Below are 14,504 nucleotides of genomic sequence, written 5' to 3' on the forward strand. Positions count from 1 at the left end.
TCAGGGGTGCTGCCGACAATTTCAGGGAGAACATGATGGCCGCTATCATTGGCTGGTCCCACTCGCCGTTTGGCAAGTTGGCTGACGAAACCGTCGAAACGCTCATTACCAAGGTTGCAACCGAGGCAATTGCAGATGCGGGTCTGCAGCCAGAGGACATCGATGAGATTGTTCTCGGTCACTTCAATGCCGGTTTTTCCGCGCAGGATTTTACAGCAAGTCTGGTTCTGCAGGCCAGCGACAAGCTGCGCTTCAAGCCAACCACCCGAGTTGAGAACGCCTGTGCCACCGGTTCTGCTGCCGTGCATCAAGGTGTGAGAGCCATTGCTGCCAAACAGGCGAAGTTCGTTCTCGTGGTTGGGGTGGAGCAGATGACCACCACACCAGGGCCTGAAATCGGTAAAAATCTTCTCAAAGCCTCCTATTTGCCAGAGGATGGCGATACGCCAGCGGGCTTTGCAGGCGTCTTTGGCAAGATTGCTGGAATGTATTTCCAAAAGTACGGCGATCAAAGCGAGGCGCTCGCCCATATTGCAGCTAAGAACCACAAGAACGGCGTTGAGAACCCCTATGCGCAGATGCGCAAGGATTTGGGCGTGGAGTTCTGCCTCAACGAATCTGAGAAGAACCCATTCGTGGCCGGTCCTTTGAAACGTACCGACTGCTCCCTTGTGTCTGATGGTGCAGCGGCCCTCGTCCTCACCGACACCACGACAGCGCTTGCTGCTAAAAAAGCTGTCGCCTTCCGCGGAATGGCTCATGTTCAGGACTTTCTGCCCATGTCCAAGCGCGACATCCTGAAGTTTGAAGGATGCTCAGAGGGCTGGCGCAAGGCGCTTGGTTCCGCTGGCCTTTCCTTGGAAGACCTTGATTTTGTTGAGACCCACGATTGTTTCACAATCGCCGAGCTTATTGAGTATGAGGCCATGGGATTGGTGCCAGAAGGACAAGGCGCAACGGCCATACTTGAAGGTTGGACCCAGAAGGACGGCAAGCTTCCAGTCAACCCGTCAGGTGGGTTGAAGGCCAAAGGTCATCCAATTGGCGCAACGGGCGTGTCCATGCATGCACTCACTGCCATGCAGCTCACCGGTACTGCGGGCGGCATCCAGGTGGAAGGTGCGGAGATCGGCGGCATCTTCAACATGGGCGGTGCAGCAGTTGCAAACTACGTCTCGATTATGCAGCGTATGAAATAACCTTCTCTTTTGGGCCTGCATGGTAGGCGCAAACCACTGCAATTCCGGCACTCAAAAGAATGAGAGCACTAAACGGGCCCGCAATCGCGCTGGGCCCGTTTTCCTTTATGTCCGATTGAGGGCAGTGCGTTTTCCTCAAAGCCAGCTTGTTGGATTCATTTCGCCGTGCTGTGCCATGCGGCGCAATGAAAATCCTTTTCTAACATCGTTCGCGCCTTTGAAACGACATGCCCCGCCAAAAATCGCGGAAACCCGTAGTCTCCCAGCAAATGGAAATCATGCACCCTAGGAGAGCGGGATGCGGGCTGACACAAACAAAACAGTTGCCAATGAGCGCAAGCTTGCGGTCTTCCCAACCTTTCAAAAGGTGGCGGGCCGGACCGTCGTTATCGTCGGTTCAGGGGGCGAAGCGGCACCAAAGGTAAGACTGCTGGCCCAAACTCAGGCCAACATCCTCATCATTGCCGAGGAGGAGCCAGAGGAAGAACTCTTGGCTGCCGCAGCCGGTGCTGGTGCAGAAGTACGCCGGGAACGGTTCCGTCCAGAACATGTGAGGGGCGCTGCGCTCGTCTTTGGGGCCTCTGGTGACGAGGACAAGGACCGTGCCGTGGTTGAAGCCGGTCGTGCTGCGGGCATTCCTTCCAACGCTGTTGACCGGCCAGAGCTTTGCGACTTTTACGTTGGCGCTCTGGTGAACCGGGCACCCGTAGCTGTCGCGATCACCTCAACCGGCGTTGGGCCGGTCTATGCCCGCCACATCCGCGCAGCCATCGAAGCCATGCTGCCCATGGAAGCGGGCCGTCTTGCAAGGCTGGCCGAGAACCTTCGTGACGTGGTCTCCACAGTCATCAAGTCTGGGCGTTTGCGCCGTCGCTTCTGGGCGCAGTTCTTCTCTGGCAGTATTGCAGCCAACGTCTTCAAGGGCGATGAGCAAAAAGCACGACTGCAGATCCAGCGTCTCCTGAGCGATGTTCAGGACGAAGCTGGCTATGTATGGCTCGTGGGCGCAGGGCCGGGTGCTGAAGACCTTCTCACCCTGCGCGCCCAGCGGGTGCTTCAGGAAGCGGATGTGATTTTCTACGACGCTTTGGTGCCAGAAGCCGTGGTGTCCATGGGCCGCAGAGATGCAGAGCGCATCAGCGTTGGCAAGCGCAAGGGGCAGCACTCGGTTTCACAAAAAGAGATCAATGCACATCTTGTGGAAGCTGCCAGGCAGGGCAAGCGCGTTGTGCGTCTCAAGGCTGGCGATCCGCTCATCTTCGGCCGGGCAGGGGAAGAAATGGAAGCGCTCCGCGAAGCCCAGATCGACTTTGAGGTGGTGCCCGGTGTCACCGCCGCGTTCGCAGCCGCTGCTTCCACCCAATTGCCGCTCACGCTTCGTGGTGTTGCGTCTTCTCTGGTCTTTGCGACTGGGCACGATCAGGACGGCAAGACCTTGCCGAGGTGGGCGCAGTTGGCGCTGTCCGGCAGCACCACGGCCGTTTACATGGGCCGAACTGTTGCGGGCAAGATTGCAGCCCGCCTTCTGGCTGCTGGCCTGAAATCAAGCACACCGGTCATGGCCGTGGAAAATGCCGCCCATCCGGACGAGCGCGTTTTTGCAGGCACCCTTCGCGAGATGACCGACCTCGCAGCACGGGATGATATCGCAGGCCCTGTTCTCATCGTGATTGGCGATGTGGTGGCCCATGCTGATTTGTCTTCCGCGCTGCCGCTTGGTCAGACCGAAAATCAGGAATTGCTGGCCTCTGCGGCCGCTTGAGGAGACCCCCTATGAAAATCATAACCGCAAATCGCCTTTTAGACGGTGAAGTGGTCTGGCTTGGTCCGCAGGACACATGGGTGGAGGCGGTGGGCGAGGCCCGCGTTTTTGAGGACACCGAAGAGCTGAAAGCCGTACTCGGTTCCGAAGTGGTTTCTGAAGAACGTCAGGAAGTCGTGGGCGTTTACGAGATCGACGTGGAGCCAAAGGACGGCAGCATTGTCCCAACCAAACTAAGAGAAGCCATTCGCGCGTTAGGCCCCACAACGCACCCTGCATTTGGCAAACAGGCAAGGGCAGGCGGCCGAGCCGCGTAAGGAGCACCAAGAATGTACCGTTACGACGAGTTTGATCAGGAATTTGTGAATGAGCGTGTGGCCCAGTTCAAGGATCAGGTGCGCCGCCGTCTTTCCGGCGACCTGACCGAGGAACAGTTCAAGCCGCTGCGTCTCATGAACGGCCTCTATCTGCAGCTCCACGCTTACATGCTCAGGGTGGCCATTCCTTATGGCACTTTGAACTCAAAGCAGATGCGCAAGCTGGCCCATGTGGCGCGCACCTACGACCGTGGCTATGGTCACTTCACGACGCGTCAAAACATCCAGTTCAACTGGCCCACTCTGTCTGACACGCCAAAAATCCTGGAGGAACTGGCCGAGGTGCAAATGCACGCCATCCAGACCTCCGGCAACTGCATCAGAAACGTGACCTCTGATCAATTCGCAGGTGCGGCGGATGATGAGTTCGCTGACCCGCGCGTTTATGCAGAAATCCTGCGCCAGTGGTCTTCGTTGCACCCGGAGTTCCTGTTCCTGCCGCGCAAGTTCAAGATCGCGATCACCGGTGCACCACAGGACCGCGCCGCCGTTCAGGTTCACGACATTGGCCTTCAGCTGACACAAAATGAGCAGGGCGAAGTCGGCTTCGTTGTGTTTGTGGGTGGCGGTCTTGGGCGCACGCCGATGGTAGGCCGCAAGGTGCGTGACTTTGTGCCGGAGAAGGACCTTCTGTCTTACTGCGAGGCAATCCTGCGCGTTTACAACCGCTATGGTCGGCGCGACAACAAGTACAAAGCGCGCATCAAGATCCTGATGCATGAAACCGGTCTGGACGACTTGAAGCAGGAAATCGAAACCGAGTTCGAAGCCGTGAAGCACACCTTCCTCGATCTGCCGAGGGAAGAGGTTGACCGCATCAACGCATATTTTGCCCCGCCTGAGTTTGCGGCTCTGCCTGCGGTCAGCGACGTGTTTGAGGCTGAAAAGGCGACAAACCCCGCCTTCGCGAACTTCGCCAAGCGAAATTTGAACGGGCACCGGGCACCGGGCTATACCAGCGTGACGATTTCGCTGAAGCCAATCGGTGGCGCCCCAGGTGACGCAACCGACGAGCAGATGGAAGTGGTGGCGGATCTGGCCGAGCGCTTCGGTTCAGATGAAATCCGCGTCTCTCACGAGCAAAACCTTGTGCTGCCGCATGTAAAGCTGGACGATCTGCCCACAGTCTTCAAGATTCTGCAGGCCAACGGGTTGGGCACGGCAAACGCTGGGCTTGTTACCGATATGATTGCCTGCCCGGGCATGGATTATTGTGCGCTGGCCAATGCCCGTTCCATTCCGATCGCTCAGGAGATTTCAGAGCGGTTCGAAGACATCAAGCGCCAGCAAGACATTGGTGATTTGAAGATCAAAATCTCGGGCTGCATCAATGCCTGTGGCCACCACCACGTTGGGCACATCGGGATTTTGGGGGTGGACCGGAAGGGTGAAGAACTCTACCAGATCACACTGGGCGGCTCAGCAGATGAAAACACATCCATCGGCAAGATCATTGGTCGCGGTTTCCCCGCTGACGAGATCGCAGATGCCGTGGAGAAGGTCGTGGAAGCTTACCTTCAGCACCGGGAAAGTGCTGAAGAGCCGTTCATCGAAACCTATCGCAGACTGGGGGACGCTCCCTTCAAGGAGGCACTTTATGGCACAGCCTAATGTTGCCGAGGCTCACAGCAAGGAAGAAGTGCTCGCTGTTGAGGCCGCAAGCTACGATCGTCGGTTCGGGGGGCGTGGGGCCAAGGAGATATTGCGTATCGCGATCAACGACCTGTTCAAGGGACAGATTACGTTGGTGTCCAGCTTCGGCGCGGATTCCTCTGTGCTCTTGCACCTCGTCTCTGAGATTGATCGCGATATCCCGGTCGTATTTGTCGACACAGGCAAGCTGTTTGGCGAAACGAAGCGCTACCGCGACGAGCTGATCGAGAAGCTCGGCCTGCGCAACGTGGTTTCTGTCAAACCGGCCCCGGAAGATCTGGCGGTCTATGATCCCAAGGGCAACCTCTGGCTCAGTGACAACGATCAGTGCTGCCACATCCGCAAGGTTCTGCCGCTGAAGCGTGCGTTGAGTGACTTTGATGCCTGGATATCCGGGCGCAAGCGTCACCAGTCGGCAACCCGCTCCAGCCTGCCCTTTTTTGAGGTGGATGAAGGACGCATCAAGGTCAATCCACTGGCGGATTGGACCGCGACCGAGATCCTGCAATATGCCAAGGACCACGACTTGCCACCGCATCCACTGGTTGCAGAAGGGTATCCATCCATCGGCTGCATGCCGTGCACCGATAAGGTCGCGCCGGGTGAAGATCCGCGCTCTGGCCGTTGGCGTGGCATGAACAAGATCGAGTGTGGCATCCACTTGCCATCACATGGCCAACAGGTTGATGGCAGCGGAATTTGAGGGTGACATGGCTGTAGACGTCTATAAGAACGGAACGATCCAAGAAGATCACTGGGAATATCTGCTGGACGAAGATCCTGTGCCAGAACACGGTCAGTGGATCGTGCCACTGGAGCGTTTCCTTGAAGATGCTGATGCCTTTAAGTCGGATGGCCTGCGCCTCGGCGTCGTGATCCGTGCAGGAGAGGATGTCAATCGCCTGGCGGGCCTGCTTGACAGGCTTGAGTTGGTGGCAGTTGAGTTTCCCTCTTTTGCAGATGGACGTGGCTTTTCAGCTGCACGCCTTCTGGCTGAACGCTATGAGTTCTCAGGTGAAATTCGCGCCGTCGGTCCGTTCATTCTGGACCAGATCGGTTTCATGCAGCGTTGTGGCATCAACGCCTTCGCGCTGGATAATCCGAAGCTGCGAAAGGACTTGGAGGCAGGCAACCTGAACACCGTGGACGTGTTTACACAACCTGTTGGGACCCGGCAGGAAGCCCCGGCAGGCACCCGTCCATGGATCCGCCGCATCGCGACCTAGCTAAAACACCCCTCGATTTTAAAAGCCCTTGCCCGCAAACCGCGGCAAGGGCTTTGCTGTTCGTTGCCCTTCTTGAAAGCTTCCTCTAAGGTTAATCACATATCTTTGAGTTTTCGCGGCAATTGGGGAGGGTGCTGTGATGGCCTTCAAGACACTCGACACCAACGAGCAATTGGCAGCCTGCAAGGCACTGATCAATGGGGCAGCCTGTGATGGCTCATCCGGCGAGATGTTGGAGGTTGTCTGTCCGTCCGATGGCAAGCCCTTTGCAACCATTCCGCGTTGCACCGGGGCTGATGTGGGCCGCGCCGTAACGGCTGCCCGGCAGGCCTATGAGGTGGAGATTTGGGCCAAGCTTACTGCCGCAGAACGCGGTCGCATGTTGCTTGGCCTGTCCAAGCTGATTGCCGAAAACCAAGACAACCTTGCTGCAATTGAATCCCGCGACACCGGAAAGCCGCTCACGCAAGGGCGGGCTGATGTGGCTGCCGCCATTCGCTATTTCGAGTTTTACGGCGGGGCAGCTGACAAGATCAGCGGCGAAACCTTGCCGGTGGCGGATGGGTTCCTCGCCATGACGCTGCGAGAGCCCCACGGTGTGGTCGGTGCCGTCATTCCATGGAACTACCCCATCCAAATTTTTTCCCGTGTGGCCGGGGCCGCCTTGGCCATGGGAAACGCACTGGTCATCAAACCTGCTGAGCATGCGTGCCTTTCAGTGCTTAGGGTGGCTGAGTTGGCCCATGAAGCTGGGCTACCGAAAGGCATTTTAAACGTTGTTACCGGGTTTGGAGACGAAGTCGGCGCGGCTCTTGCGCACCATCCGGGCATCGATTTCATCACCTTCACAGGCTCACCGCAGGTCGGTACCACCATTCAGGCTGCTGCCGCACGCAATCATATTGGCTGCACGCTGGAGCTGGGCGGCAAGTCACCGCAGATCCTGTTTGAAGATGCTGATCTGGACAAGGCGTTGCCAACGGTGCGCAACGCCATCATTCAGAACGGTGGGCAGACCTGCTCCGCTGGCAGCCGGGTTCTGGTGCAAGAGACCATCTACGAAGAAGTCGTGGAGCGTTTGCGCAACAAGTTCCGCGCATTGGTGGCAGGGCCCCATGATCAGGATCTGGACATCGGTCCTTTGATCAACGCGGCGCAAGCCCGCCGGGTCGCAGCGTTCTGCGAGCGCGCCAAGAATGAGCGCATCCCTCTGATTGCCGAGGGGACGATTGCGCCGGATACGCCGGAGGCCGGGTTCTACACCACGCCCAAGCTGTTTGGTCCCGTGCCCACGACCAGCGCACTGGCGCAGGAAGAAATCTTTGGGCCCGTTCTGGCCGTGATCCCATTCAAGGACGATGAAGAGGCCATTCGTATCGCCAATGACACGCCCTATGGTCTTGTGGCTGGCGTTTGGACACGAGATGGTGCTCGGGCCATCAGGGTCGCCCGCCGCGTGCGCTCTGGTCAGGTCTTCATCAATGCCTATGGCGCAGGTGGCGGGGTGGAGCTGCCGTTCGGGGGCGTCAAGAAATCGGGTCATGGCCGCGAGAAGGGTTTTGAGGCGCTGCGGGAGTTTTCAGTGCTCAAAACCGTGATCATCAATCACGGCTGATTATAAAACGGGAGGAAGCATGTCAGGCAGACTGGCGGGAAAGTGCGCGGTCGTCACCGGCGCTGGATCCGGTTTTGGTGAGGGCATAGCAAAGCGATTTGCCGAAGAGGGCGCAACCGTCATCATCGCGGATTTAAACACAGAAGCCGCGCAACGTGTGGCCGGAGAGATTGGCAAGGACGCTGTTGCGGTAACCGCAGACGTCACCTTGGCAACCGATGTTGAGGCCATGCTCAATGCTGCTGTCTCCGCGGCAGGCAAGCTGGACATCCTTGTAAACAACGCAGGCTATACTCATCGCAATGGATCACTTCTGGATGTGGATGAGGAGACTTTTGACCGCATCTTTGCGGTCAACGCCAAGGCCATCTATCTGGCGGCACTCAAGGCGGTGCCGCTGATGGAAAAAAATGGTGGCGGCAGCATCATCACCACAGCCTCCACTGCAGGCCTGCGCCCGCGTCCCGGCCTCACCTGGTACAACGCTTCCAAAGGATGGGCCATCACCGCCACGAAGTCCATGGCGGTAGAGCTTGCGCCAAAGAACATCCGCGTCAATGCGCTGTGTCCGGTAGCCGGTCAAACCGGCATGCTTGGCCTGTTCATGGGAGAGGACACGCCGGAGAAGCGGGAGCAGTTCAAGGCCTCGATACCGCTTGGTCGCTTGTCTACGCCCCTCGACATCGCCAATGCGGCATTGTGGCTGGCCTCTGATGAAGCCGAGTTCATTACTGGGGTGGCGCTGGAAGTCGACGGAGGTCGCTGCGTCTAGAACAGCATTAGGCCGCGATAATGCGATTGCGGCCTGACTCTTTGGCCTCATAAAGACACCGATCCGCCGACCGCAATGCCTCAGATAAGGTCGCATCATTGCCCGAAGACAATCCAACGCTGATGGTGGAATTGAACAGCTGGTCATCATGCCCCGGCAGCGTGATCGGCATGGACGTTCTCAGCTCTGACAAAAACGCCCGGCAACTCGTTTCATCAAGTTCCGGAAAGGCCACGCAAAACTCATCCCCGCCAATGCGCACAGCAACAGCGCCTTTAGGCAGGAAGTCGCGAATACGGTCGGCAATGGCAATGATCAGCTGGTCGCCGGTTTCGTGGCCAAAGCGGTCGTTGATCTGCTTGAACTTGTCGATGTCAATCATCGCATAGCGAATGCTCTTGTTGGACTGCGCCAATACTCTGTGTTTTTGCTCAATCTGATCATGCAGATACCTGCGGTTGAACAGCCCTGTCATCGGGTCCTTGTTGGCCAGCTCGGTCAGCTCCTTGATGCGTTCAAGGCTTTCAAGGTTCTGTGAGATCCGCAGGATCAGCTCTTCCGGCGTGCAGCTTTTTGCGACGAAGTCGCTGGCACCGCTTTTCAGGAACTTCGCCGTCAGTTCGGCACTCGGGGTTGCCGAAATGCCCACAATGGCAAGATCGTGGAAATGGCGGAACTGGCGCACCTTTTTCAGCGTTTCAAACCCACTGATGTCGGGCAGGCCATGGTCCAGAATGAGCAACTGGATCTGCGGATTCTGACGGAGAACCTCAATCCCCTCCAGCCCGCAACAGGCGGTATGTACCTGAAGGCAATAGCGTTCCAAGCGCTCTTTGAGTATTGCCCGCTGGGTATGAGCGTCTTCAACAATAAGCACATGGGTGCGTTGGTTTTTTTCGATGCGCCGCACCAGATCCGCAAGATAGCTCAAGCTCGCTGGCGAGTCCTTTACCACGTAGTCGACAATGCCTTTGCTCAAGATGGAGCTTCGGGTCTTTTCGTCAAAACGAGCTGAAAACACAATCGTTGGAAGGCCTGCGCCAACAGCCAGATCAACAACTTCGCCATCCTGAGCATCTGGCAATGTCAAATCAACCAGAGCAAGAAAAGGATGGTAGTTTGGATCTTCGATTTTTTCTCTGGCCTCTGCATATGTGCGGGCAATCGTCACTTCAAATGAACCGGCTTTGCTTAGTTCACTTTGAATGATACGCGCAAAGAAGTTGGCATCTTCAACTAGCAATACCTGCTTCATCTGCGTCGTCTTCATAGCGACTACCTGACTTTGCATTTCAAGATCAAAGATTTAGAGGAGTTCAAGTGCGCGGCACCACAACTTAAGGTAATACAAGTTTTATTAAATAATCCATAAAATTCTTTTCAAATTGCGCAAAAAATTGTCGACGCTATCGGGCTATAGATGAAAAAAAGTAATCCTTTTTGATTGGTGGTAGGCTCTAAAAAGAAAACCCCTGTGAGTATAATTAAATACTCACAGGGGTTGTATAAAACTAAAGTTCAACGTTTAGAAATATTAAACGTTCAAAAGCAGGTATTCCCTTTCCCAAGGGCTAATTACTGACATGAAGATCTCATGTTCTTCCAGTTTTATTGCCCTGTAGGTAGAAACGAACTTTTCGCCGAAGATTTCAATGATGTCTTCGTTGTTCTCAAATGCCGCTACGGCGTCGAGAAGGGATCGCGGCAAGCTGCTAATCTGATTTGAGCTGTCGTCTGTTTTGGGGTCGCTCGGGTTGATTTGCTTCTTGATGCCCAGATAGCCTGCGGCCATTGTGGCTGCAATGGCGAGATAAGGGTTCGCATCCGATCCCGGCAACCTGTTCTCAATACGGCGTGCCGCCGGGTTGGAGTTCGGCATGCGCAGACCAACTGTCCGGTTGTCCTGACCCCAGTAAACGTTTGTAGGCGCGGTGCTGTTGCGCATGAAACGCCGATAGGAGTTCACGTAGGGGGCCATGATGGGCATCAAGGCGGGCAAGAAGGTTTGCAGCCCGCCCACAAAGTGGCGGAAGGTATCGGTCATCTCGCCATCAGCGTTGGAGAAGATGTTCTGCCCCGTTTCCTTGTCCTGTATGGACTGGTGAATGTGCATCGCAGAACCTGGCTGAGATGACATCGGCTTTGCCATGAAGGTGGCATACATTTCATGGCGCAGAGCGGCTTCGCGGATTGTGCGTTTGAAGAGAAAAACCTGGTCTGATAGCTCCAGCGGGTCGCCATGACGCAGATTGATCTCCATCTGCGCCGCCCCTTCCTCGTGGATCAGCGTGTCGATCTCAAGGCCCTGAGCCTCAGAGAGGTCGTAGATGTCGTCGATGAGCTCGTCAAACTCGTTGAGTGCCGAGATGGAATAGCTTTGTCGCCCAACTTCCGGCCGGCCAGAGCGGCCGATTGGCGGTTCCAAAGGGTAGTCTGGATCGGTGTTCGGCTTGATCAGATAGAACTCGACCTCCGGCGCAACGACAGCGTCCCAGCCCTCTCTCTCATACATAGAAATTATGTTTTTCAAGAGGTTGCGGGGGGCAACCACATAGGGGTCGCCATCCTTTGTGGTTGTGTCGTGGATGATCTGCGCTGTTGGGTCAGATTCCCATGGCACCACGGTCAGCGTGCGATAGTCCGGGTAGAACGCCAGATCCCCATCCGTTGGATGGTGTTGAAAGCGGTGGTCGTCCTCAGGGTAATCGCCAGAAATGGTCTGCGCGAAAATGGAGGAAGGCATGGTCAGTGTCGACCCTGCGAAGAACTTTTCAGTGGGCATCATCTTTCCACGGGCAACGCCAGCGATATCGGGCACAATGCACTCGATATCTTGCACATTACGTTCCCGGAGCCATGCGCGTGCTTCATGCACGTCACAGACGCCACGTTTGAGGGGATCTTCGGAGTCTGGGGTATGAGCCTTCTGGTCCATCTTGCTCTCATATGGCTGAGTGTGAGCCTAAGTTAATACTGCAAAGTTTGCGCCGCGCAAACAAAACCCGATGCCCAACGTTGGTAGTCATTGGCGCAGGGCGCGGAAAACTGCTGTCATTGCCGGGCGGACACTCTCATAAGTAACCGAGCCATGCAATATAATAAATTGAACGCAACCAAGTCCCTATAAATTTGCATTGATTGCGTTGATTCTCTGTAAATCCAATGATGTCTGCCGAGCACAATTGAATATAGAAAACTGTCTAACCTTTCACGTCAGTGCTTTCCATCATGGTTGGCACTCTAACTTGACGGCAAATTGCATTGGCTTTGACGAGAAATTGGTTGCAACTTCAAGATTTTTCATTTTTTACGCAAGTAAAGGTTGACGTCGGCGGTAATACCTAGAACTCTTGAGCCTCCCTAAAACCAGAAACTGGAGGAAGAACCCATTGAAAAACATAATCGCGATGGCTGCCACGAGTGTACTGATGACGGCCTCCCTGGTGCATGCACAAGAGCGCACTGTCTATGTTTACAATTGGTCAGACTACATCGACGAACAGATCCTTGAAGATTTTACCAAGGAAACAGGCATTGAAGTCGTTTATGACGTGTTCGACTCCAATGAGCTGCTAGAGACGAAGCTCCTCACCGGGGGAAGCGGTTATGACGTGGTGTCGCCGACAGCTTCTTTCCTCGCCCGCCAGATCGAAGCCGGCGTGTTCCAGAAACTTGATATGGCGCAGCTGCCCAACGCAAAGCACCTGTGGGATGTGGTTCTTGAGCGCACTGAAAAGTATGATCCGGGCAATGCCTATTCCATCAACTACATGTGGGGCACGACAGGTTTTGGCCTGAACAAGGCGAAAATCGCCGAGGTCTTCCCGGACGCGCCAACAGACAGCTGGTCCTTGCTGTTTGAACCGGAAAACATCGAGAAGGTGTCCGCCTGCGGTGTGTACATCCTCAATGCACCTGCAGAAATGTTCCCTGCAGCGCTGAACTATCTGGGGTATGACGCCAACTCCAAGGATACGGATGAGCTGCGTGAGGCCGGAGCGCTGCTTGAAAAGATGCGTCCGCATGTGCGCAAGTTCCATTCCTCCGAATACATCAATGCGCTTGCAAACGGTGACATCTGCGTAGCGGTAGGGTGGTCCGGTGACATTCTGCAAGCACGGGATCGAGCCGCAGAAGCTGGCAATGATGTGGCGGTCGATTATGTGGTGCCCAAGGAAGGGTCCATGATGTGGTTCGACCAGATGGCGATCCCGGCAGATGCACCCAACAAGGAAGAGGCTCACGCCTTCCTGAACTACCTGATGCGCCCGGATGTGATGGCCAAGGCTTCCAACTACATCTACTACGCAAACGGTGTTGAGGGATCTAAGGAATTTCTGCTCGATGAGATCAGGAATGACCCCGCAATCTACCCGGATGATGCGACCATCGAAAAGCTGTATACAACTACCGCCTATCCGGCAAATGTGCAGCGATTGGTCACTCGCCTATGGACACAAGTCACAACTGGGCAGTAAGGGAGGCCATCGGCTCGCACCGGATTCGGGAGCGGGCCGATTTTCGTATAATCCTGAATGAATAACCGGGTCTGTAACACATTGATTTATCAGATCGGGGGACTGGCGGCGCTGGTTAAAATGTTTCCGTCACAAGAAGGATACCGCATGGTTGTATTGCGTTGGTAGGCGTTGCCCGAGCTTTGGAAGCCTCGCCGCCTCACCACGTTTGTTCTCTATGGAGTGCTTGACAATGATAAAGAAGATCTTGCTCACGGGTGTTGCTGTGTTCGCCGTTGGCCTTGGTGCTGCCGCCGCTCAGGACCGTGTAGTCAACGTCTACAACTGGTCAGACTATGTGGACGATGAAGTCCTCAAGCAGTTTGAAGAAGAGACCGGTATCTCTGTCAATTACGATGTTTTTGACTCCAACGAAGTTCTGGAAACCAAACTTCTGACCGGCAGCACCGGTTATGACGTCGTTGCGCCAACCGCACAGTTCCTGAACCGCCAGGTCCAGGCAGGCGTGTTCCAGAAGCTGGATCGCGACAAGCTGCCAAACCTGAAGCACATGGACAAAACGCTGATGGAGCGCCTGTCCAAGCTGGATCCGGAAAACGCGTACTCCATTAACTACATGTGGGGCACCTCCGGTATGGGCATCAACCGTGAGAAAATCCTCGCGCTTGCGCCAGAGGCTCCGCTCAACAGCTGGGAGCTGCTCTTCAATCCGGAAATCCTGAAGCAGTTCTCCGAGTGCGGCGTGCACGTGATGGACGAGCCGGATGAAATGTTCCCGGCCGCGCTTCACTACCTCGGTATGGGCCCGGACTCCAACAATCCGGATGACATCCGTAAGGCGGGCGAGCTTCTCAAGTCTATCCGTCCATACGTGCTCAAGTTCCACAATTCGGAATTTGTGAACGCGTTGGCCAATGGCGACATCTGCCTGGCTTACGGCTGGTCCGGTGATGTGCTGCAAGCGTCCGACCGCGCCGCAGAAGCGGGCAATGGTGTGGAGCTGGAATACATCCTGCCTGTAGAAGGCGGTCAGATGTGGTTCGATCAGTTTGCGATCCCGGCTGATGCGCCTAATGCGGATGAAGCTCATGAGTTCCTCAACTTCATCATGCGTCCTGAGATTGCTGGCAAGCTGTCCAACTACGTCTACTACGCAAACGGTAATGCGGATTCTGTGCCTTTCATCGACGAAGAGGTCACCTCTAATCCGGGCATCTACCCGCCGCAGGAAGTAAAAGAGAAGCTTTACACTGTCACGGCAAAGCCGCTGAAGACACAGCGTGTCATGACCCGTGAATGGACCGCGATCAAGTCCGGTCAGTAAGCAGGTCTGAAGGCATTTTGGTCCCAGCAGGAGGCGGCGTGTCTGCCTCCTGCTGATTGCTCTGAACACTACCCTCCTCAGAGGGACTGGCAGGAAAA

Annotated in this window: 12 protein-coding genes; 10 read left to right on the forward strand and 2 right to left on the reverse strand. The window is 55.7% G+C overall.

All coding sequences use genetic code 11. The features are described from left to right. Positions 1-32 precede the first annotated feature (32 nt). The 8 genes from PUV47_RS19395 to PUV47_RS19430 all read left to right on the forward strand — a co-directional run bounded on the left by PUV47_RS19395 (position 33) and on the right by PUV47_RS19430 (position 8,604). On the forward strand, positions 33-1,199 hold the full coding sequence (locus PUV47_RS19395; RefSeq protein WP_274220257.1) for an acetyl-CoA acetyltransferase: 1,167 nt from the start codon (positions 33-35) through the stop codon (positions 1,197-1,199). Positions 1,200-1,497: 298 nt separating this feature from the next. Then, complete coding sequence (gene cysG, locus PUV47_RS19400) at positions 1,498-2,961, forward strand: siroheme synthase CysG (RefSeq protein WP_274220258.1); 1,464 nt, start codon at positions 1,498-1,500, stop codon at positions 2,959-2,961. An 11-nt stretch (positions 2,962-2,972) separates the two neighbouring features. After that, the gene (locus PUV47_RS19405) at positions 2,973-3,278 is read left to right on the forward strand and encodes a DUF2849 domain-containing protein (protein ID WP_274220259.1); all 306 of its coding nucleotides are present in this window, start codon (positions 2,973-2,975) and stop codon (positions 3,276-3,278) included. 12 nt (positions 3,279-3,290) lie between these two features. Beyond that, positions 3,291-4,949, forward strand: a complete 1,659-nt coding sequence (locus PUV47_RS19410) for a nitrite/sulfite reductase (RefSeq protein ID WP_274220260.1) — start codon at positions 3,291-3,293, stop codon at positions 4,947-4,949. Then, a complete protein-coding gene (locus PUV47_RS19415) occupies positions 4,936-5,694 on the forward strand; it encodes a phosphoadenylyl-sulfate reductase (RefSeq protein ID WP_274220261.1) in 759 nt (252 codons plus the stop codon). The genes PUV47_RS19410 and PUV47_RS19415 overlap by 14 nt, the downstream gene beginning before the upstream one ends. 7 nt (positions 5,695-5,701) lie before the next feature. Beyond that, positions 5,702-6,217: a DUF934 domain-containing protein gene (locus PUV47_RS19420; protein WP_274220262.1), complete on the forward strand. Its 516-nt coding sequence runs from the start codon at positions 5,702-5,704 to the stop codon at positions 6,215-6,217. A gap of 139 nt (positions 6,218-6,356) precedes the next feature. Further along, positions 6,357-7,832: an aldehyde dehydrogenase family protein gene (locus PUV47_RS19425; protein ID WP_274220263.1), complete on the forward strand. Its 1,476-nt coding sequence runs from the start codon at positions 6,357-6,359 to the stop codon at positions 7,830-7,832. Between the two features lie 19 nt (positions 7,833-7,851). Next, positions 7,852-8,604: an SDR family oxidoreductase gene (locus tag PUV47_RS19430; RefSeq protein WP_274220264.1), complete on the forward strand. Its 753-nt coding sequence runs from the start codon at positions 7,852-7,854 to the stop codon at positions 8,602-8,604. 7 nt (positions 8,605-8,611) lie between these two features. Here PUV47_RS19430 and PUV47_RS19435 read toward each other — a convergent pair whose 3' ends face one another. Together PUV47_RS19435 and PUV47_RS19440 are read right to left on the reverse strand one after the other, a co-directional pair. Then, positions 8,612-9,874, reverse strand: coding sequence for a diguanylate cyclase (locus tag PUV47_RS19435; protein ID WP_274220265.1), 1,263 nt, complete (start codon positions 9,872-9,874; stop codon positions 8,612-8,614). 264 nt (positions 9,875-10,138) lie between these two features. Further along, a complete protein-coding gene (locus PUV47_RS19440) occupies positions 10,139-11,539 on the reverse strand; it encodes a glutamine synthetase family protein (protein ID WP_274220266.1) in 1,401 nt (466 codons plus the stop codon). Between the two features lie 493 nt (positions 11,540-12,032). On the opposite strand from PUV47_RS19440, the gene PUV47_RS19445 reads away from it, so the two are divergent. After that, positions 12,033-13,082: a polyamine ABC transporter substrate-binding protein gene (locus PUV47_RS19445; RefSeq protein WP_274220267.1), complete on the forward strand. Its 1,050-nt coding sequence runs from the start codon at positions 12,033-12,035 to the stop codon at positions 13,080-13,082. Positions 13,083-13,314: 232 nt separating this feature from the next. Next, positions 13,315-14,406 carry a polyamine ABC transporter substrate-binding protein gene (locus PUV47_RS19450; RefSeq protein ID WP_274220268.1) on the forward strand — a complete coding sequence of 364 codons (1,092 nt, stop codon included), beginning with the start codon at positions 13,315-13,317 and terminating at the stop codon, positions 14,404-14,406. The last annotated feature ends 98 nt before the right edge of the window (positions 14,407-14,504 follow it).

The organism is Pseudovibrio exalbescens (assembly GCF_028737195.1).
Classification (GTDB): domain Bacteria; phylum Pseudomonadota; class Alphaproteobacteria; order Rhizobiales; family Stappiaceae; genus Pseudovibrio; species Pseudovibrio zosterae.